The following is a 19,587-nucleotide window of genomic DNA, read 5'->3' as shown; positions in this document are numbered from 1 at the left end:
ATGAAATTATTAAATCGTTTTCCACACTTTAAGCAGCTTGATGCCTCCGATTGTGGCCCGACATCTTTGCGTATGATAGCCAGTTTTTATGGCCTAAACTATTCTGCGGAGATGTTACGAAAGCATTGCTATATTTCTCGCCGTGGTGTCAACATGCAGGGCATAAGTGAAGGAGCGCAATATATTGGTTTTGATACAATTGGGATGAAAATGACATTTAGCCAATTAGCGGAGGAGGGTGTATTTCCCTGTATCCTGTATTGGAACCAAAACCATTTTGTGGTTTGTTACGGTATAGAAAGAGATAAGGCGGGAGGTTATAAAATCCATATTTCAGACCCGGCTTCACAACGCCTTACCTATACCCAAGAAGAATTTAAGAAGTGTTGGATTGGAAGACGTGCCGAAGATAAAGGGTGCGGTGTGGTTTTGATGTTGGAACCGGGGGATAATTGGGGGAAAGTGGAAGATGAATATCGGAAGAACAGCCGGAGCATTCTTTCGTTTACCCGTTATTTTATGCCTTACCGTTGCATGATAGGCCAGTTGCTGTTGGCCATGCTTGTCGGGAGTTTGATACAGATGGTGTTGCCTTTCCTTTCGCAAGCGATGGTGGATCAAGGCATCAATGGGCGCAATTTGGATGTCATCACCCTGATACTTTTGGCGCAGTTGGGGTTTTTCGTGGCCACGCTGAGCATCGACTACATCCGTTCGTGGATTATGCTGCACATGAATTCGCGTATCGACATTTCGTTGATAGCCGATTTCCTGATCAAACTTACGGCCATGCCCTTGCAGTTTTTCGATTCCCGCATGACGGGCGACATCTTGCAACGCATAGGTGACCATGGGCGGATAAAGAACTTTCTGCTGGGCAACAGCATGCGTATCGTGTTTTCGATAGTGAATTTCATTGTATATTTGGGTATTCTGGCCTATTATAACATGGTGGTGCTGACCATTTTCCTTGTGGGCAATGCTTTGTATGTGGCATGGATTTCGTTCTTTATGCGCTATCGGAGGGAGCTTGACATCAAGCGGTTCAACCAGTCCGCTTTGGAACAGAGCAAGATGATACAGTTGGTACAGGGCATGCAGGACATCAAGCTCAATAACAGCGAACGCCAGAAGCGTTGGGAATGGGAGCGGATACAGGTCAAGCTCTTTCAGATAGGCCTGAAAGGGCTTCGCATCGGGCAGGTGCAGCAGTCCGGTTCGGTATTTTTCACGCAAACCACGCATATCCTTATTTATTATATCGCGGCGAAAGCCGTGGTGGACGGTTCGATGACCCTGGGTATGATGATGTCCCTGACCTACATTATCGGGCAGGTATCTGCCCCGATAGGGGAGTTCATCGGTTTTGCACAATCGTTCCAAGATGCGAAAATCAGTTTGGAACGGTTGAATGAGATACATTCACAGGATGACGAGGAGACGGATATAGAGAAAAAACTGGCAATCCTCCCCCACAAACGGGACATTTGCATTGACCACCTTTCGTTCAGTTACACCGGTTCGGAGCGGGATTGGGCATTGAAGGACGTTTCGCTCCATATTCCGGAGCGTCAGGTGACGGCCATCGTGGGTGAAAGCGGATGCGGAAAAACCACGCTGATCAAACTGCTTCAGGGATTCTATGAACCGACCCGTGGCAGTATCAAGGTGGGAGGAGTCAATCTCTCGGACATCAACCCTCATACCTGGCGTGCGGCCACCGGTTCGGTGATGCAGGACAGTTTTATCTTTTCCGATACCATAGAGGGGAACATTGCTATCAATACGGACGAAGCGGATGAAGAACGAATGAAAAGTGCCGCCCGCATGGCGCGGATTGATGATTTCGTGGAGTCTCTGCCTTTGGGTTATGACACCGTCATCGGCATGGAAGGCAAGGGGGTGAGCCAAGGACAGCGGCAACGCATCCTGATAGCCCGTGCCATCTACAAGAATCCGGAATATATTTTCCTCGACGAGGCGACCAATTCGCTCGATGCCACCAATGAAGCCCATATCATGGACAACCTGCACCGGTTTTACGAAGGGCGTACGGTGGTGGTCAGTGCGCATCGCCTGAGTACCGTAAAGGATGCCGACCAGATTATCGTGATGGACAAGGGAAAGATAGTGGAACGGGGCAACCATCAAAGCTTGTTGGAAAAACGGGGCAGGTATTATGAATTAGTGAAAAATCAAATGAGTGTCATGGCATGAAACAGCAGAAACAACATTGTCCGGAAGTGGAGCGGCTCATGGGAGGCCGTCTGCCGTTTGTTACACGGTACGGCATAACCATCGTGGTCATTGTAATGGCATTGGTGTGTGCCGGATTGCTGTGGTCGGGAGGACCGTCGCAGCAACTGATGAGGGATATTATGGAACATACAGTCCAACAAATAAAAAACAAAATATAATGAACCATTCCAATTGTGTGATTTCGGCAGTAGGGCGGAACAGCCTGCACCGTATGTGGCTGAAAGGAGGGTGCAATTTTGACTTGCACTTGGTGGTCTACGATGATTCCATCGAAGAGTTTCGCGGAGACACGGAGTATATTTGCCACATCAAAGGGTATAAGTTGAAAGTCATTTACCGGTATCTTGAGATGCATCCGGAGTTGAAGGAACGGTATGATTATTTCTTCTTTCCGGATGATGACATCCAAATGGATGCCGCGACCATCAATGCCCTCTTCGAGTCCATGCGGCGTTACCGTTTGCAGATTGCACAGCCGGCATTGCGTATGTCTTATTACACGTGGAGCCATACGTTGCAAGACCGGTATTGCAAGTTGCGGTACATCAATTTTGTGGAAATGATGGTGCCGTGTTTCTCACGTGAGGCGTTAAACAAAGTGTTGTTCACTTTTAATGAGAACGAGACGGGATGGGGGACGGAAACCCATTGGCCGGTGCTGATTGATGCTTCGCAAAGGGACATGGCCGTCATTGACGAAGTAAGCGTGGTGCATACACGTCCCATCCAATCGGGACAGGCCATCCATAACAGGGAACTGGCTGCTTACTTGCGAAAATATAACCTGTCTACCAAGGTGCTTCATTATGATTGTCTGCCTTCTGAAAGACGGTATTGCTGCGACAGGAATACCTTCAGGGAACTCTGTAACACGTTGGGGCATTGGATAGGGGCGGAACGAATATCGGCTTTCTCGGCGGGTGAGGACGGATACTTCGGATATGTACACTTCCTGTTCCTGTTTGCCCGTATGACACAGATGCGAAACTATGCGGACGCGGGTTATGATTTGTTGTGCAAGGCACAAGACTGTTTGGGGACGGTGATGCACGATATGACTTTCCGGAGCGGCATAAGCGGATGTTGTTGGCTGATAGAATATCTGTCAAAAGAAGGGCTTATAGAGGAGAATCCCGAAGATTTGCTTGAAACGGTGGATGCGTATATCAGGCAAAATATCGGGGAAACGATGCCGGTGGAGGACTTGGCCGGGATAGGGCGTTATTACTTGGCCAAGATGCAGAACCGCCCTACGAAGGAACATCGCGATGACTGCGAGAGGATGGCCGTTTTGTTGCAAGGCCGAATGGGGGAGGAGGATCCTGCGGTTACAGTGGATGCCCTCACGTTGATGCAGGCTTGCGGAATGGAAACGGGGGAGCAGCTTCGGGTTTTGGAACGCAAGATAGAACGTATGGAGTGTACTCAGGTGGAACGTGTATATATGCAGTTCCGTCTTTATCTGTTGACGCACGACGGTTATTTCTTGGCCAGGGTGCAAGAGGGAATGAAAAACCTTCGGTCGCAGTTGATGACATTGGAGGATGCGGTAATGTTAGTTGAAATCATGTATCACACTGTAGAATAAGGAGGAGGCTATGAAGACAGCAATTTTGTTTGTGACGCATATTTATAATGAGGATATAGAACGTCAAATCGTCAAGTTAGATGAGGAAACCAAGGATTTTGCCACGTTGTATGTTGGCTTTCAGGCAGACAAGGTGAGAATCACGTTGCCGGACGGCATCCATTCTTTCCCCTTCACCGTCAAGGAACTCAACAGGTTGGGGTATCGTTCGTGGGGCTGTACGTTGATGGACGGGAATTTCCATTTCGTGATGTTGGACTTTTATCTCAAGCATGCCGGTTACGACTATTATTGGCTTATAGAATATGATGTCCGTTTTAATGGGGATTGGAAAAACTATTTCGGGTTCTTTGCGGATAAGGATGACGATTTTATTTCCGCCCATATTAGAGACTTTTCCGGGGATACCCGATGGACAAGATGGAAAGAGATAGAATTGGTCAATATCAAACTGAATCATAAGATGTTGTTACGTTCTTTCAATCCGATATGCCGTTTCTCTGACAGGGCGCTTTCTTTACTGAACGAGCGATGCCTATTGGGCGACAGGGGACACAATGAGGTGTTGATGCCTACATTGTTCAAATACTTCAACTTGAAAATATCCGATTTCGGAGGGAATGGAAAGTTTATATACACAGGTTGTCCGGGATTGTTTTATACGGATGATCCGAATGATGTTTGCGGGGACAAGTGTACCCATCGCTTCCGTCCGGCTCATACGGAGGGTGGGATGGCATTGCCCGATATGATTTATCATCCGGTGAAGTAATAAACTAAAACAAGCAAGATAGAAGATAATGGAAAATTACAATCATAATTGTTTGGTCTTTGCCACACATAAATTGGACGAAGGCATATTGGATTACCTATCCAACCTCAAAAAGGAAGTGGAAGGAGTGATGGACCTTTTGATCTTGTACGATCGGTCGAACAGCCCTATAAAGAGAGAAGACCATCCGGAATATAATTTCTATTTTTTCGATTCTACCGGATTGAAAGGTTTTTTCCATCAGAATGAGAGGTTGCTACCCAACACTTTTGTAGCTTTGGCGGAATGTGCGAAACAATATCGTTACGACCATTATCTGCTGATGGAAAATGATATTGTGCTACATGGGGATTTTCACCGTTTCGTCCAACGGGTCAATGCCGAGGACGCGGTGGATTATATCCATATTGCCACCGATGTGGAGGGCAGTCCGCAAAAACATTGGCCTGTCCGGTATATACAGGCCTGTCCTTTTGAGCATCTTTATTTCTCTTGGTGCCATATCTTGTATGTCAGTCATGGCTTCCTGACGGACGTGGCAGAGTTCATGGCACGTAATGATTCCGTTTACTACGAGTTCCTGCTGCCCACCATGGCGTATAACGGCAATTATCTGGTTCGGCAGTTTGAGAATTTCGGCTATCGTTTTCAGGTATCCTGGGGGCCGGCAGAACTTTACGAAAGCAAGTATATGGACGAACGGATGCCCGATACGTTCTATCATCCGGTGAAAGATTTGGATATCGTAGATTGGGGAGCAGGAGATATGCCCTAAGGGACGTCAAACGGCCGCGACAATGACCGCCAAATAATTTTCCGTTTTCAGCCGAATGAATTTTCAATCTCAGCCAAACGATTCTTGAATCGGATGACATCGTTTGAGGCATGTATGGAAGGCTTTTTCCCGTCTTCCACCCCTTTCTATACGAGAATGCGGAAAAAGGGTTCGCATCCTTCATACTGCCTCAATGACAGTGACTTATGGTGAAGGCTCTGTGCTTTTGGCCTTCACCGTGCTTTCACGGGGATGCGTTTTCGCGGTGTGAAAACATCCTTCACCATTTTTGCTTTGATGCTGTTATTCAACGACTTATAGTGAAAGATGTGGTGGGGAAAGGGCATTCACCTAAAGCAAGGCCTGGAAATAAAAGCTTTCCGGGAACAGCCTGCGCATGTCCGTTTCTTCCGGTGCCGTCCGGAAAAGGCCGAAGACGCTCGAACCCGAACCGCTCATGGAAGCGTATGCCGCTCCTTGACCGTACAGCCGTGCCTTGATGTCTGCGATTTCGGGATGGAGGGCAAAGACCCCTTCTTCGAAATCGTTCGTCAGGAGGCCTTTCCATTCCTCTACGGGGCGGCGGATGATGTCTGTTACAGGTATTCCGGGTTTTCGGGGGATGATTCGGGCGTAGGCTTCCTTCGTGGACACGAAGATACCGGGCTTCACCAGAACGAGGTGCCATCCGGAGAGGGAAAGGGCTATAGGAGTGAAGATATTGCCGATGCCCGTGGCAAATACCGGACGGTTGCGTACGAAGAAAGGGCAGTCGGCCCCCAAGCCGGTTACACGTTCTTCCAGTTCGTTGTCGGACAGGCCGAGGTGGAACATTTGGTTGAGGCTTTTCATCGTATGGGCCGCGTCCGACGAGCCGCCCCCTAAGCCTGCGCCCGACGGGATTTGCTTATGCAACGATATGGAAAGGTGGGGAAGGGAATGGCGTTCCTGTATCAGGCGCAAAGCCTTGACGAGCAGGTTCTGTTCCGGCGGGCAGTCGATGCCGATGCCGCCCCACCGGAATGTATAATCTTCCGTGGCGTGTTCTTGCACGGGGATGCCGTCGGGAAAGATACCTTCCGGGCGGCTGTCCGTGTTGCCGGCAGCTTCGAGTTGCAAAGTGTCGCACAGTGGGATGGGGTAGAACACGGTTTCCAGGTTATGGTAACCGTCGGGACGGCGTTCCGTGACGTTCAGTCCTAAATTGATTTTAGCGTTGGGATGGCAAATCATGATATGATGTTTTATGTATGCAAAGGTAAGCAATGTTTGGCAACGGTAGATAAAATCTTCATAAAAGAATGCAGCCCACAGGCTTTTTTTAGGATGGAAAGGATTATCTTTGCACGCAAAACCAGACTTGATATGGCAGAAACGAGAAAGACAGGGCGGCGCACATCCGCGCGCGCCAAAGTGAACGTGCCGGAGGAGGATGCCTACGGGCACGTGCAGCCGCAGGCTCTTGAATTTGAAGAGGCTGTGTTGGGTGCTTTGATGATAGAGCAGGATGCCTATTCGCAGGTGAGCGAGATATTGCGTCCCGAGAGCTTTTACGACCACCGCCACCAACTTATCTATGAGGCCATCCGCACGCTGAATCTCCAACAGAAGCCGGTGGACATCCTGACGGTGACGGAACACCTGAACTCCATGGGCAAATTGGAGGAAGTGGGTGGTCCGTTCTATATCACGCAGTTGAGTGGAAAAGTGGCTTCTTCCGCCCATATCGAATATCACGCCCGTATCATCGCGCAGAAATTCCTGGCGCGCGAACTGATTACCTTCACCAGTCTGGTGCAGACGAAGGCTTTCGACGCGACGGTGGACGTGGACGACCTGATGCAGGAGGCCGAGGGAAAGCTTTTCGAAATCTCGCAGCAGAACATGAAGAAAGACTATACGCAAATCAATCCCGTGATTCGCGAGGCTTACGACATGTTGCAGAAGGCGGCGGCGCGCAGCGACGGGTTGAGCGGGTTGAGCAGCGGTTTCGAGAAGTTGGACAAGATGACTTCCGGTTGGCAAAACTCCGACTTAGTCATCATCGCGGCCCGCCCGGCCATGGGAAAGACGGCTTTCGTGCTTTCCATGGCCAAAAAGATGGCGGTGGACATGAAGATTCCCGTGGCTATGTTCTCGTTGGAAATGAGCAACGTGCAGTTGGTCAACCGTATGATTGTCAACGTGTGCGAGATTCCGGGAGAGAAATTGAAAAGCGGGCAGTTGGCGCCTTACGAATGGTCGCAGTTGGATAATAAAATCACCCAACTGTATGATGCCCCGTTTTATGTGGACGACACGCCTTCGCTGTCCGTTTTCGAATTGCGTACGAAAGCCCGTCGCTTGGTGCGCGAGCATGGGGTCAAGATTATCCTGATAGACTACCTCCAACTGATGAATGCCAGCGGCATGTCGTTTGGCAGCCGTCAGGAAGAGGTCAGCACCATTTCGCGTTCGCTCAAGGGGCTGGCCAAGGAATTGAACATTCCGATTATTGCGCTGAGCCAGCTGAACCGTGGGGTGGAGAACCGTGAGGGAATCGACGGCAAGCGTCCGCAGTTGAGCGACTTGCGTGAGTCTGGTGCCATAGAGCAGGATGCGGATATGGTTTGTTTCATCCACCGTCCCGAATACTATAAGATATATCAGGACGAGAAGGGGCACGACCTGCACGGCATGGCGGAAATCATCATCGCCAAGCACCGTAACGGTGCCGTGGGCGACGTGCTGCTGAAATTCCGTGGAGAATACGCCCGTTTCCAGGACCCGGAAGAAGATGCCTACGTGCCCATGCCGGGCGAGGCAGTGGCTTTTGGTACCGGGCGGGGGCCGGATGTGCCTTTGCCTGCGGCCGACATGATGCCTCCGTCGGATGCGGCTTCTCCTTTCGGTGCGCCTTTGCCCGAGGGGCCTCTTCCTTTTTGAGAGCGGTGGTTTCGGTGGTGGAATGAAACTCGTTGGCTTCTTGAGGCTTTGTCTGCATTCTTCTTGGCGGATTGCCTGAAAAAGTGTAATTTTGCGCGTTATTTCGAAATAAATTAAAATCTTAAGATATGAATATCTCTTATAATTGGCTGAAAGAGTATGTCGATTTTGATTTGACAGCTCAGGAAGTGGCCGATGCGTTGACGTCGGAAGGCCTGGAAGTGGGTTGCGTGGAAGAAGTGCAACCGGTGAAGGGCGGTTTGCAGGGACTGGTCGTCGGTGAGGTGCTGACTTGCGTGCCCCATCCCAATTCAGACCACATGCACGTATGTACGGTGAACCTCGGCGAGGGGGAACCAGTACAGATTGTGTGCGGTGCGCCGAACGTGGCAGCCGGACAGAAGGTGGTGGTGGCTACGTTGGGTTGCAAATTGTATGACGGCGACGAATGTTTTACCATCAAGAAATCCAAGTTGCGCGGGGTGGAGAGCAATGGCATGATATGTGCGGAAGATGAGATTGGTATCGGTACGGACCACAACGGCATCATCGTGCTGCCCGGGACGGCTGTGCCCGGAACCCCGGCTGCGGAATACTATAACCTGAAGAGCGACTATCTTATCGAAGTGGACATCACTCCCAACCGTGCGGATGCCTGTTCGCATTACGGTGTGGCCCGCGACCTGTATGCCTGGTTGGTGCAGAACGGCCATAAGACGGCTTTGCATCGTCCGTCGTGCGACAGTTTCAAGGTGGACAGCCACGAGTTGGACATCGACATCGAAGTGCAAAACGTGGAGGCTTGTCCCCGTTATGCTGCCGTGACGCTCCGGAATTGCGAGGTGAAGGAAAGTCCAGAATGGTTACAGGACAAATTGCGCATCATCGGCTTGCGTCCGATTAACAATATCGTGGATGTGACGAACTACATCATGTTCGCCTATGGGCAGCCTTTGCACTGTTTCGATGCCGACATGATCAAAGGGGGTAAAGTGGTGGTGAAGACCATGCCCGATGGTACGCCTTTCGTGACGCTCGACGGCGAGGAACATAAGCTGAGCGACCGTGACCTGGCCATTTGCAACATGGAAGAGCCGATGTGCATTGCCGGTGTGTTCGGCGGAAAAGGGAGCGGAACGTATGAAACGACCCGTGACGTATTGTTGGAAAGTGCTTATTTCAATCCGACGTGGATTCGCAAGAGCGCACGCCGTCATGGTTTGAGCACCGATGCTTCTTTCCGTTTCGAGCGTGGCATCGACCCGAATGGTGTGATTTATGCACTGAAACAGGCTGCCATGTTGTGCAAGGAACTGGCAGGCGGGGAAATCGCCATGGAGATTAAGGACGTATATCCCAACCCGTTGCCTGATTTCATCGTGGACTTGAATTATGAATACGCTTACGGCCTGATGGGAAAGAATATCGGGGCGGACACGGTGAAAAGCATCGTGACGAGCCTGGAGATGAAGATTCTGGAGGAAACGGCCGAGGGATTGAAGCTTCAGGTGCCGGCCTACCGTGTGGACGTGCAGCGCCCGTGCGACGTGGTGGAAGACATCTTGCGCGTGTACGGATATAATAATGTGGAGATTCCTTCATCTGTGAAATCCACGCTGAATGTCAAAGGCGATGAAGACAAAAGCCATAAGTTGCAGAACCTCGTGGCAGAACAGTTGGTAGGTTGCGGTTTCAATGAAATCCTGAACAATTCTTTGCAGCGTGCGGCCTATTATGACGGGTTGGAGAGTTATCCGGCTTCGCATTTGGTGAAGTTGATGAACCCGTTGAGTTCCGACCTGAACGCGATGCGCCAGACGCTGCTGTTCGGCGGGTTGGAATGTGTGGCGCACAACGCCAACCGCAAGAATGCCGACCTGAAGTTCTTCGAGTTCGGGAATTGCTACTATTTCCGCGAAGAGGACAAATGTCCCGACATCATTCCCGGCGTGAGCAGCAGCCGCGACCCGGAGGTCATCAAGCATGTGCTCGACGCTTATTCGGAAGACTATCACCTCGGACTGTGGGTGACGGGCAAGCGGGTGAGCGGTTCGTGGGCGCATCCCGACGAAGACAGTTCCTTTTATGAACTGAAAGCTTACGTGCTGAACATCCTGACCCGTTTGGGTGTGAATTTCGGTGCATTGGTTTTTGCGCCGAGCCGTAACGATATCTATTCAAAAGGTATCGAAATTCAAAACCGTGGCGGTAAGGTCTTGGCCATGTTGGGTATCGTGAGCCGGAAGATACGGAAGATGATGGATGTGGACGCGGAAGTCTATTATGCCGACCTCAACTGGAAACTTCTGATGAAGGCCATCCGCAACAACAAGATCAGTTACACGGAAATCAGCAAGTTCCCCGCTGTGAGCCGCGATTTGGCTCTCTTGTTGGACAAGGGTGTGGAATTTGCCGAAGTAGAAAAGGTGGCCTATTCCACAGAGAAGAAGCTGCTGAAGGAAGTGACGCTTTTTGATGTGTACGAAGGAAAGAACCTGGAAGCCGGGAAGAAGAGTTATGCCGTGAACTTCGTGCTGCAAGATGAGACGAAGACTTTGAACGACAAGCAAATCGACGCAATCATGAATAAGTTGATTGCAAACTTGCAGGCCAAGTTGGGTGCTAAATTGAGATAACCCGCGATATGAAAGGATTAGTCGTAGCCAAGGCCATATATTATGTACTGGTGTTTTGTTGGTTGTTGCAGATCACCCTTCAGGGGTACACGCGTGCGTTGATTGTCCCTACGGTGGTGCTTATCGTATATGGCCTGGTGCTCAACTATAAAATGAGAAAAAGATAAATAGAAATCATCATATTTAAAATTTTATTCCAATGGGAAGAGCGTTTGAATATAGAAAGGCTGCAAAGCTGAAGAGATGGGGCCACATGGCCAAGACATTTACAAAATTGGGTAAACAAATCGCCATAGCCGTAAAGGCCGGTGGGCCGGAACCCGAAAACAATCCTACGTTGCGTTCGATTATTGCGACTTGCAAGCGTGAGAACATGCCGAAGGATAACATCGAGCGTGCCATCAAGAACGCAATGGGAAAAGACCAGAGCGAATATAAGAACATGACTTACGAAGGATACGGTCCTCACGGTATTGCTGTATTCGTGGATACTCTGACCGATAACCCGACACGTACGGTGGCGGATGTCCGTTCGGTGTTTAACAAGTTCTCAGGAACATTGGGTACGATGGGTTCCTTGGCTTACTTGTTCGACCATAAGTGTGTATTCACCTTCAAGAAACCGGCTACGGTGGACATGGATGAGTTGATACTCGACTTGATAGATTTCGGGGTGGAAGAGGATTACGACATGGACGAAGAGGAAGGTACGATTACGATTTACGGCGACCCGAAGAGTTACGGTGCTATCCAGAAGCACTTGGAAGAGCAGGGCTTCGAGGATGTCGGTGGTGAATTCACTTATATTCCGAATGATTTGAAGGAAGTGTCGGCCGAAGAGCGTGAAACGTTGAACAAGATGGTGGAAAAACTGGAAGAGTTCGACGACGTGCAGACGGTTTATACGAATATGAAGCCTGAAGAAGAATAAGATGAAAACGGTTTATCAGACGGAGGGAACCTGTTGCAAGCAGATAGAACTGGAGGTTGACGGGGACGTGGTGAAGTCCGTACGTTTTTTGGGCGGTTGCCATGGTAACCTTCAAGGGATTGCCCGTTTGGTGGAAGGCATGCCGGTCGCAGATGTGGTAAGCCGTTTGAGCGGCATTCGTTGCGGCATGAAGCCAACTTCGTGTCCGGACCAACTAACGTTGGCTCTGCAGCAGGCTGTTTCCCGGTCTTGATGGCATGATTATAAAGGACTCCTCCCCGTCCTTACCTCTATATAATATAAGGTAGGGACGGGGAGGAGTCGTCTGGTGACGGAAGTTGGGTGTTCAACCTGTCTTCCATCGTTTTTGGAGGTTAGCGGTCCGGGCTATAGTGGCTGTCATAATCTTCGGGGGTGAAACGTACCTGAAAGCGCACTTTTCCCGATGCTTTGGAATAATAGCAATAGGAAAAACTGATACCCTTCTCTTTGTAGGATTTCAAATCCACGGAGTTGACCACGTTTTTGCGCAAAAGATCCTTAAGCGATTCGCAGGCTTGAGCGTTCATCACCGTGTCGTTATCCAAAACTCCTTCCAAAGTATAATAATAATTTAGTGTACGCGAATGCTCGTCATACGTGAGGCTGTCCATAAGGGTGTACTGGTCCATTCTGCGGGGGCATTGCTTTTCCGTGTATTCCCGTGCTTCGCGGGCGCAACGTTCATCGAAACTTTCAAAGTGGCAGGCACAGACCCCCAACAGCGTACCCAGTAAAAGTGTGGTATTAATCTTTTTCATATCTGATGGTTTTACGTGCGAAATTAATTTATTCTTTGTAATTTTGCAAATCAATCCATTGAAATGATATGAAAGACAAAGAAGAAAGGATAGCCCGTGCTGTGGCATATTTCAAAGAGGGGTATAATTGTTCGCAGTCCGTAGTGGCGGCTTTTGCGGACCTGTACGGCTTTACGCATGAACAGGCCTTGCATATATCTGCTTCGTTTGGCGGAGGGATAGGCCGCATGCGGCTCACCTGCGGGGCGGCTTGTGGCATGTTCCAGTTGGTGGGACTGGAAGTGGCAGCCATGGAAGGCAAAGACCGTGAGACGAAATCGCGGAATTATGCCATCGTGCAAGAGCTTGCCGCCAGGTTCAAAGCAGAAAACGGTTCCATAACCTGCGGGGAATTGTTGGGATTGAAACGGGATGCACCGGTAAGCAACCAGGCAGAAGCCCGTACGGCGGCTTATTATGCCAAGCGTCCTTGTCCGAAGATGGTAGAGTCGGCTGCCCGCATTTTTGCTGATTATTTGGACTCTATCGGTCGTTGATGTCAATGTTTTGCCACATAATACACCTAAAAAGTCTTTTTTGCGTTAAAATAGCATATAAACCCACAACTATTTTAAGTTTTTTTATATGGCATACAAATAAAATACTACCTTTGTACGTATTTATGAAAGAATATCCTTTGAGAGGATGAGATTATTAACTAAAAGTATTTGAGTATTATGTTTGAAAATGCTGGTGAGGTGGCAGGCCTTGTATGGAATGCCTTGAATGAGAGTGCACCGTTGAGTGCAAAAGATCTGAAGAAAGCAGCAAAAGTGAAAACAGACAAAGAATTGTATCTTGCACTGGGTTGGTTGCTTCGTGAAGATAAATTGGTTGTTGCAGGCACGGAAAAAGAACCCGTATTCTCTTTGAAGTAATAAAGGGGCTTTGATTGACTGACAAGAAAGCATGTCGTAAGCGCGGAATCTTTCGTTTTAGGCGGAGGAAATACCGCTTAAGACATGTTTCTTTTTTTGTGGTTCTTTTGTTTTTTGACATTTTGGTATCTATATAGGATATTTAATCTTCTATTTCTTGCTTTTGTTGGCTTGTTTTTGTAGATTTGCCCCAGTGTTAGTCAACATAATGTTAGATGTCCTTAAAATTGTAGGCTATGGATATTCAGAGAATAATGGCTCAGCTTGAGGCCAAGCATCCTGGTGAAAAGGAGTATTTGCAAGCAGTTCGTGAAGTGCTTATCTCCATAGAAGACGTGTATAATCGCCATCCTGAATTTGAACGTGCCAAATTAATCGAACGGTTGGTGGAGCCGGAACGCATCATCATGTTCAGGGTCCCTTGGGTGGACGACAAGGGAGAGGTTCAGGTCAACTTGGGTTATCGGGTACAGTTCAACAGTGCCATCGGCCCGTATAAGGGTGGATTGCGTTTCCATGCGTCCGTGAACCTTTCCATATTGAAGTTCCTTGGTTTTGAGCAGACATTCAAAAATGCACTGACCACACTGCCCATGGGGGGAGGTAAGGGAGGTTCCGATTTTTCGCCACGCGGCAAGAGCGATGCCGAAATCATGCGTTTCTGTCAGGCTTTCATGAACGAGCTTTACCGTTATATCGGTCCGGAAATCGACATCCCGGCTGGTGATATCGGTGTGGGGGCAAGAGAAGTGGGCTACCTCTTCGGGCAGTATAAGAAGCTTACGCGGGATTGGAGCGGTGTGCTCACCGGAAAAGGGCTTGAATTCGGTGGCTCGTTGGTGCGCCCCGAGGCCACCGGATATGGAGGGCTCTATTTTGTGCGTGAAATGTTGTCCGACAAAGGTATCGACATCCGGGGCAAGCGCGTGGCCATCAGCGGATTCGGCAATGTAGCCTGGGGCGCTGCCCAAAAGGCCACACAGATGGGCGCCAAGGTGGTGACTATTTCCGGTCCCGACGGATACATTTATGACGAAGACGGGCTCGACGAAGAAAAGATTGCGTACATGTTGGAACTTCGTGCGAGCGGGAACGATATTTGCAGCCCCTATGCGGAACGCTTTGCGGGGGCTAAGTTCGTGGCAGGCCGTCGTCCGTGGGAAGTGAAGTGCGATATCGCCTTGCCGTGCGCCACGCAAAACGAGCTGAACGGAGAAGATGCCCGGCACCTTATCGAAAACGGAGTGATATGCGTGGGCGAAATCTCCAATATGGGATGTACGCCCGAAGCCATTGATGCGTTCATTGCCCATAAGATGCTTTACGCTCCGGGCAAGGCTGTCAACGCCGGAGGCGTGGCCACATCCGGATTGGAGATGAGCCAGAATGCCATGCACCTCAGTTGGGCGGCCGAAGAGGTGGACCAGAAACTTCATGCCATTATGCACGGTATCCATGAGCAGTGTGTGAAATACGGCACTGAGCCGGACGGTTATGTCAATTATGTGAAAGGAGCCAATGTGGCCGGATTCATGAAAGTGGCCAAGGCCATGATGGCGCAAGGAGTAGTATAGGTGGTTTTGTCATGAGGTAGAAAAGGGAGCGGTGCCGGAAATAATCATTTTCGGGTACCGCTTTTTTGTGCCGCATTTTTTGCATGCTTGCGGATTTTTGTGTTTATTTGTTTCCGCAATCAGAGATAAGGACAGGCTATTATGACAGACGATAAAAACAAAGAATGCCCGCTCTTGCGGGACACCGCTTTTGTGGACCTGATGAAGCGGCGCATTTTCAATGTGTTGCTCATCGCCAACCCGTATGATGCTTTCATGTTGGAGGATGACGGACGGGTAGAGGAAAAGATTTTCGATGAATACGTGAAATTGGGTTTGCGTTATCCTCCCCGTTTTTTCCAAGTCGCTTCGCAGGAAGAGGCGGAAGAAGAGTTGGGCAAGACCACTTTCGATTTGATTATCTGTATGCCCGGAACGGACAATAATGACGTGTTCGACATCGCACGGGGCATCAAGACGGACAATCCCACGATACCTATCGTCGTGCTGACTCCGTTCAGCCATGGTATCCGGAAGAGTATGGAGAACATGGACTTTTCTATTTTCGATTACGTGTTTTGTTGGTTGGGTAATACGGACTTGTTGCTCTCTATCATCAAGTTGATAGAAGACAAAATGAACTTGGAGAACGACGTGGCGGCCGGAGTACAGATGATATTGTTGGTAGAAGACTCCATCCGTTTTTATTCCTCCATCTTGCCCAACCTCTACCGGTTCGTGCTCCAACAAAGCCTGGAATTTGCCACAGAGGCACTGAACGCCCAACTCGAGACGTTGCGCATGCGTGGGCGGCCTAAGATCGTGTTGGCACGTACGTATGAAGAAGCTTGGGGCTTGTACACTCGTCATAAAGAGAATACATTAGGGGTCATCAGCGACTGCCGCTTTCCCCGTAACGGGAAGACGGACGAGATGGCCGGTTACGAGTTATTGTCGGCCATCCGTGCCGAAGACGAGTTCGTGCCGCTGATTATGGAGTCTACGGAAGCTGATAAGAGTGCTTGGGCCGAGAAGTGCGGGGCGCATTTCATCGACAAGAATTCCAAGAAGATAGGGGTCGACTTGCGACGTTTGGTACGTCGGCATTTCGGTTTCGGAGATTTTGTCTTCCTCGACCCGAACACGATGGAAGAGGTGGCGCGCATCAAGAACCTGAAAGACCTTCAGAACAATATCTTCACTTTGCCCAAGGAATCGCTCCTTTATCATATTACGCGCAACAACGTGTCGCGTTGGTTGTGCTCGCGGGCATTGTTCCCCATATCCGAGTTCCTGAAACATATCACATGGCGTTCGCTCCAAGACGTGGATGCCCATCGTCAAATCATATATGACGCGATTGTGAGCTACCGCCGGATGAAGAACCAGGGCGTGGTAGCCGTGTTCCACCGCGACCGTTTCGACCGTTTCAGCAATTTCGCACGTATCGGTGAAGGGTCGTTGGGCGGAAAAGGGCGTGGCCTGGCTTTTCTGGACCACATCATCAAGCAGCATCCGGAATTGAACGCGTTCGACAACGCGGATGTCATGATACCCAAAACGGTGGTGCTCTGTACGGATATCTTTGACGAGTTCATGGACACGAACGAACTTTACCAGATTGCGCTTTCGGACATTCCGGACGAAGAGATTCTCCGTGCATTCTTGCAAGCCCGGCTGCCCGAACGCCTGATTGGTGACTTGGAGGCCTATCTCGATGTCGTGCGACAACCCATAGCCATCCGTTCCTCTTCCTTGCTCGAAGATGCACATTACCAGCCTTTTGCCGGGATATACTCCACCTATATGATACCTTACGTGGAGAGTCGTGACGTGCGGCTGAAGATGTTGCGCGATGCCATCAAGGGGGTATACGCTTCGGTGTTCTACCGCGACAGCAAGGCGTATATGACGGCCACGAGCAACGTCATCGACCAGGAAAAAATGGCGGTGATTCTTCAGGAAGTGGCCGGAAACCGTTACGGTGACCGTTTCTACCCGAACATCTCCGGTGTGGCCCGTTCGGTGAACTACTACCCCATCGGGGACGAAAAGGCCGAAGACGGCACGGTAAACCTTGCGCTCGGGTTGGGGAAATACATCGTGGACGGCGGCATGAACCTGCGCGTCTGTCCGGCCCATCCCGACAAGGTGTTGCAGACGAGCGAGATGGAAATAGCCTTGCGCGAGACGCAGACGCGGTTTTATGCCCTCGAAATGAAAGCCGTGGAGGAGGATTTCAGGGTGGACGACGGTTTCAACCTGTTGAAACTTCCGGTGAAGGAGGCCGAACTGGACGGTTCGCTGCAATTCATTGCTTCCACGTACGACCCTTACGACATGGTGATTCGCGACGGTATTTACGACGGAGGACGTAAACTCGTCACCTTCTGCGGCGTGTTGCAACAGGGGGTGTTTCCCCTTCCGGAGCTTTTGCGGCTGATTCTGAAACTTGGGCGTGAGAGCATGCGCCGCGAGGTGGAGATAGAATTTGCCGTGAAGCTGAATCCCGACCGTACGGGGGTGTTCTATTTGTTGCAGATACGTCCGATGGTGGACAATAAGATGATGCTCGACGAAGACTTGACGGAGATTCCCGACGAGAAGACGCTGATACGTTCGCATAACGCCATCGGCCAAGGGGTGAGCAACGAGGTGTACGATGTGGTCTATGTGAAGACCGGCGATTATTCCGCTTACAACAATCCGGCCATAGCCGACGAGATAGACCGTATCAACCGCCGCTTCCTGGAGGAGGGGCGCAACTATGTGCTAGTCGGCCCGGGACGGTGGGGCAGTAGCGACCCATGGTTAGGCGTTCCGGTGAAATGGCCCAACATTTCAGCCGCCCGTGTCATTGTGGAGTCCGGGTTGACGAATTACCGTGTAGACCCTAGCCAAGGCACGCACTTCTTCCAGAACCTGACCAGTTTCGGCGTGGGATATTTCACGGTGAATGACTTTTTGGGCGACGGGGTATACAACCAGGCTTTCCTGAACAGCCAACCGGCTGTGGAAGAAACGGCCCACGTGCGCCATGTGCGCTTTTCTTCGCCCGTGGTCATCAAGGTGGACGGGATGAAAAAGGAAGGGGTGGTCATGCTTCCCGGAGTGGAACAGTAAAGATTTATGGCCTATTGGCAGAATAAGAAGACGAATTTTGTAAATGATTGGTTGATAGATGTTTGAGGCAATGCTGAGAGCCTCTTGTTTTTCTCCGCAGAATGAAAAATCGTTTGCAGGAGAATGAGAAATCGTTTGCCTGAGATTGATTTTCATTTCTCAGGCAAACGATTTTTCGTGTCCGGATTGTCGGGATATATTATAATAAATCATAATATTCTGCGTAAGCTACGGCTTCTTGGAGGTTGCTCACGTGCATTTTGAGGAACAGCCTCCTTTTGGCTGATTTTATCGTATCGAGGCTCTTGCAAAGTTTGTTTGCGATGTCTTCCATCTTATGGCCTTGGGCAGATAACGTGAGGATTCCGCGTTCCGTCTCGTTCAATATAATCCCACTGTCCTTAATCCATTCGCCCTTGTCCATGTCATATTTATAAAATGCACGGTGCCCTTTTCTCTTTACGGTAATGTTTCCTATTTCATGCATTACGGAATGTTTCATGATGCATAGGGAAAACAACGGCATGCCATCCCGTCCTATAAGGATGGGGGTTGCGGTTTGGTGGACTAACAGCTTTTTCCTGCCGTTCAGGAGATGTATGTCGCATGAGATGTTGTATTCCGTGCGTTCTGACGAAAGTTGGTTGCAAAAAAAATGCAGTCCTTCTTTGAATGCCGTATAAAGTATGCGGTGTTCCTCTTCGGGTACGAAGTCCAAATAAAACCGGAACCCCATTTCCTTGACTTTTTCTGCCGTCAGGCCTGACAAACGCTCGAATTTCCCTGATGCATAGAAGAACTTCTGAGTTTGTGCATTCGAGATGTACATGCACAAGTGCGTATTCCTTGCAAAGGCATCGGCGGTTCTTTCGATTAAGCTTGTTTGCAGGTTGTCACGTTCGTATGGTCTGTGTGGCTCGCTGATGGTTTTGAAAAACTCAAAAAGGTGTTTGTCCATGATTTTTTGCGTCATTAATATGTGAAATTAGGTCTTTAACCTCCCCGTCTCATTTTGAGGTACAAATTTACTTTGTTTGGTTAAAAAAAATAAGGAATGTTTCCCGTTTTTGATGAATTTCGTAATTCGTTGCACACTTTTGTGTGCATTTAGTGTGTCTGTGCACAAAGATAAGCTTGTTTGTTTGGTGGTGTTCGCGCAAACAATTTATATTTGTTCCAGGAAGTTATGAAAAAGGCCTAAGATATTGAAAATGAGCATAGGTTATTCGCTCATTATGGTAATAGGTTACGAATAAGAGAGTTATCTCCTTAAATATACTTCTGCGCGTTGCGTAACCTTCAAAGAAC

At 49.5% G+C, this 19,587-nt stretch carries 17 protein-coding genes; 14 read left to right on the top strand and 3 right to left on the bottom strand.

What is annotated here, in order from left to right; translation table 11 throughout:
• From AC5RDV_RS11885 to AC5RDV_RS11865, 5 genes are read left to right on the top strand one after another with little or no spacing between them, the layout of a single operon-like run.
• Nucleotides 1-2,217, top strand: a complete 2,217-nt coding sequence (locus AC5RDV_RS11885) for a peptidase domain-containing ABC transporter (protein ID WP_282747349.1) — start codon at nucleotides 1-3, stop codon at nucleotides 2,215-2,217.
• A complete protein-coding gene (locus AC5RDV_RS11880) occupies nucleotides 2,214-2,417 on the top strand; it encodes a hypothetical protein (RefSeq protein WP_008624471.1) in 204 nt (67 codons plus the stop codon). Before AC5RDV_RS11885 ends, AC5RDV_RS11880 begins: the two co-directional genes overlap by 4 nt.
• On the top strand, nucleotides 2,417-3,847 hold the full coding sequence (locus AC5RDV_RS11875) for a DUF707 domain-containing protein (protein WP_282747347.1): 1,431 nt from the start codon (nucleotides 2,417-2,419) through the stop codon (nucleotides 3,845-3,847). Before AC5RDV_RS11880 ends, AC5RDV_RS11875 begins: the two co-directional genes overlap by 1 nt.
• 10 nt (nucleotides 3,848-3,857) lie before the next feature.
• Nucleotides 3,858-4,619 carry a hypothetical protein gene (locus AC5RDV_RS11870; RefSeq protein ID WP_282747346.1) on the top strand — a complete coding sequence of 254 codons (762 nt, stop codon included), beginning with the start codon at nucleotides 3,858-3,860 and terminating at the stop codon, nucleotides 4,617-4,619.
• Nucleotides 4,620-4,647: 28 nt separating this feature from the next.
• Nucleotides 4,648-5,394: a hypothetical protein gene (locus AC5RDV_RS11865; RefSeq protein WP_282747344.1), complete on the top strand. Its 747-nt coding sequence runs from the start codon at nucleotides 4,648-4,650 to the stop codon at nucleotides 5,392-5,394.
• A 351-nt stretch (nucleotides 5,395-5,745) separates the two neighbouring features.
• Here AC5RDV_RS11865 and ispE read toward each other — a convergent pair whose 3' ends face one another.
• Entirely contained in the window at nucleotides 5,746-6,627 is an 882-nt protein-coding gene (gene ispE / locus AC5RDV_RS11860) for a 4-(cytidine 5'-diphospho)-2-C-methyl-D-erythritol kinase (RefSeq protein WP_282747342.1), read from the bottom strand.
• A 132-nt stretch (nucleotides 6,628-6,759) separates the two neighbouring features.
• Between ispE and dnaB the strand changes: the two genes are divergently transcribed.
• The 5 genes from dnaB to AC5RDV_RS11835 all read left to right on the top strand — a co-directional run bounded on the left by dnaB (nucleotide 6,760) and on the right by AC5RDV_RS11835 (nucleotide 12,139).
• A complete protein-coding gene (gene dnaB, locus AC5RDV_RS11855; RefSeq protein ID WP_282747340.1) occupies nucleotides 6,760-8,319 on the top strand; it encodes a replicative DNA helicase in 1,560 nt (519 codons plus the stop codon).
• Nucleotides 8,320-8,447: 128 nt separating this feature from the next.
• A complete protein-coding gene (gene pheT / locus AC5RDV_RS11850; protein ID WP_282747339.1) occupies nucleotides 8,448-10,955 on the top strand; it encodes a phenylalanine--tRNA ligase subunit beta in 2,508 nt (835 codons plus the stop codon).
• Nucleotides 10,956-10,963: 8 nt separating this feature from the next.
• Nucleotides 10,964-11,122: a hypothetical protein gene (locus AC5RDV_RS11845; RefSeq protein ID WP_172604661.1), complete on the top strand. Its 159-nt coding sequence runs from the start codon at nucleotides 10,964-10,966 to the stop codon at nucleotides 11,120-11,122.
• A gap of 32 nt (nucleotides 11,123-11,154) precedes the next feature.
• On the top strand, nucleotides 11,155-11,886 hold the full coding sequence (locus tag AC5RDV_RS11840) for a YebC/PmpR family DNA-binding transcriptional regulator (protein ID WP_008624499.1): 732 nt from the start codon (nucleotides 11,155-11,157) through the stop codon (nucleotides 11,884-11,886).
• A 1-nt stretch (nucleotide 11,887) separates the two neighbouring features.
• The gene (locus AC5RDV_RS11835) at nucleotides 11,888-12,139 is read left to right on the top strand and encodes a TIGR03905 family TSCPD domain-containing protein (RefSeq protein WP_008624500.1); all 252 of its coding nucleotides are present in this window, start codon (nucleotides 11,888-11,890) and stop codon (nucleotides 12,137-12,139) included.
• Nucleotides 12,140-12,260: 121 nt separating this feature from the next.
• Here AC5RDV_RS11835 and AC5RDV_RS11830 read toward each other — a convergent pair whose 3' ends face one another.
• Nucleotides 12,261-12,686 (bottom strand): DUF8479 domain-containing protein, encoded by a 426-nt coding sequence (locus tag AC5RDV_RS11830; RefSeq protein ID WP_282747334.1) that lies wholly within the window; start codon nucleotides 12,684-12,686, stop codon nucleotides 12,261-12,263.
• 68 nt (nucleotides 12,687-12,754) lie between these two features.
• On the opposite strand from AC5RDV_RS11830, the gene AC5RDV_RS11825 reads away from it, so the two are divergent.
• From AC5RDV_RS11825 to AC5RDV_RS11810, 4 genes are all read left to right on the top strand, one after another.
• The gene (locus AC5RDV_RS11825; protein ID WP_008624503.1) at nucleotides 12,755-13,222 is read left to right on the top strand and encodes a C-GCAxxG-C-C family protein; all 468 of its coding nucleotides are present in this window, start codon (nucleotides 12,755-12,757) and stop codon (nucleotides 13,220-13,222) included.
• Nucleotides 13,223-13,402: 180 nt separating this feature from the next.
• Nucleotides 13,403-13,603 (top strand): winged helix-turn-helix domain-containing protein, encoded by a 201-nt coding sequence (locus tag AC5RDV_RS11820; RefSeq protein WP_008616818.1) that lies wholly within the window; start codon nucleotides 13,403-13,405, stop codon nucleotides 13,601-13,603.
• 236 nt (nucleotides 13,604-13,839) lie between these two features.
• Nucleotides 13,840-15,177 carry an NADP-specific glutamate dehydrogenase gene (gene gdhA, locus AC5RDV_RS11815; RefSeq protein WP_008624504.1) on the top strand — a complete coding sequence of 446 codons (1,338 nt, stop codon included), beginning with the start codon at nucleotides 13,840-13,842 and terminating at the stop codon, nucleotides 15,175-15,177.
• Between the two features lie 141 nt (nucleotides 15,178-15,318).
• Nucleotides 15,319-18,279 (top strand): PEP/pyruvate-binding domain-containing protein, encoded by a 2,961-nt coding sequence (locus AC5RDV_RS11810; protein ID WP_282747331.1) that lies wholly within the window; start codon nucleotides 15,319-15,321, stop codon nucleotides 18,277-18,279.
• 199 nt (nucleotides 18,280-18,478) lie between these two features.
• On the opposite strand, the gene AC5RDV_RS11805 is transcribed toward AC5RDV_RS11810, so the two are convergent.
• Complete coding sequence (locus tag AC5RDV_RS11805) at nucleotides 18,479-19,237, bottom strand: helix-turn-helix domain-containing protein (protein WP_282747329.1); 759 nt, start codon at nucleotides 19,235-19,237, stop codon at nucleotides 18,479-18,481.
• Nucleotides 19,238-19,587 lie beyond the last annotated feature (350 nt).

This window comes from Paraprevotella sp., from assembly GCF_986071375.1.
The sequence above is the reverse complement of the archived record's forward strand: the minus strand, read 5'-3'. Positions and strand labels throughout refer to the sequence as shown.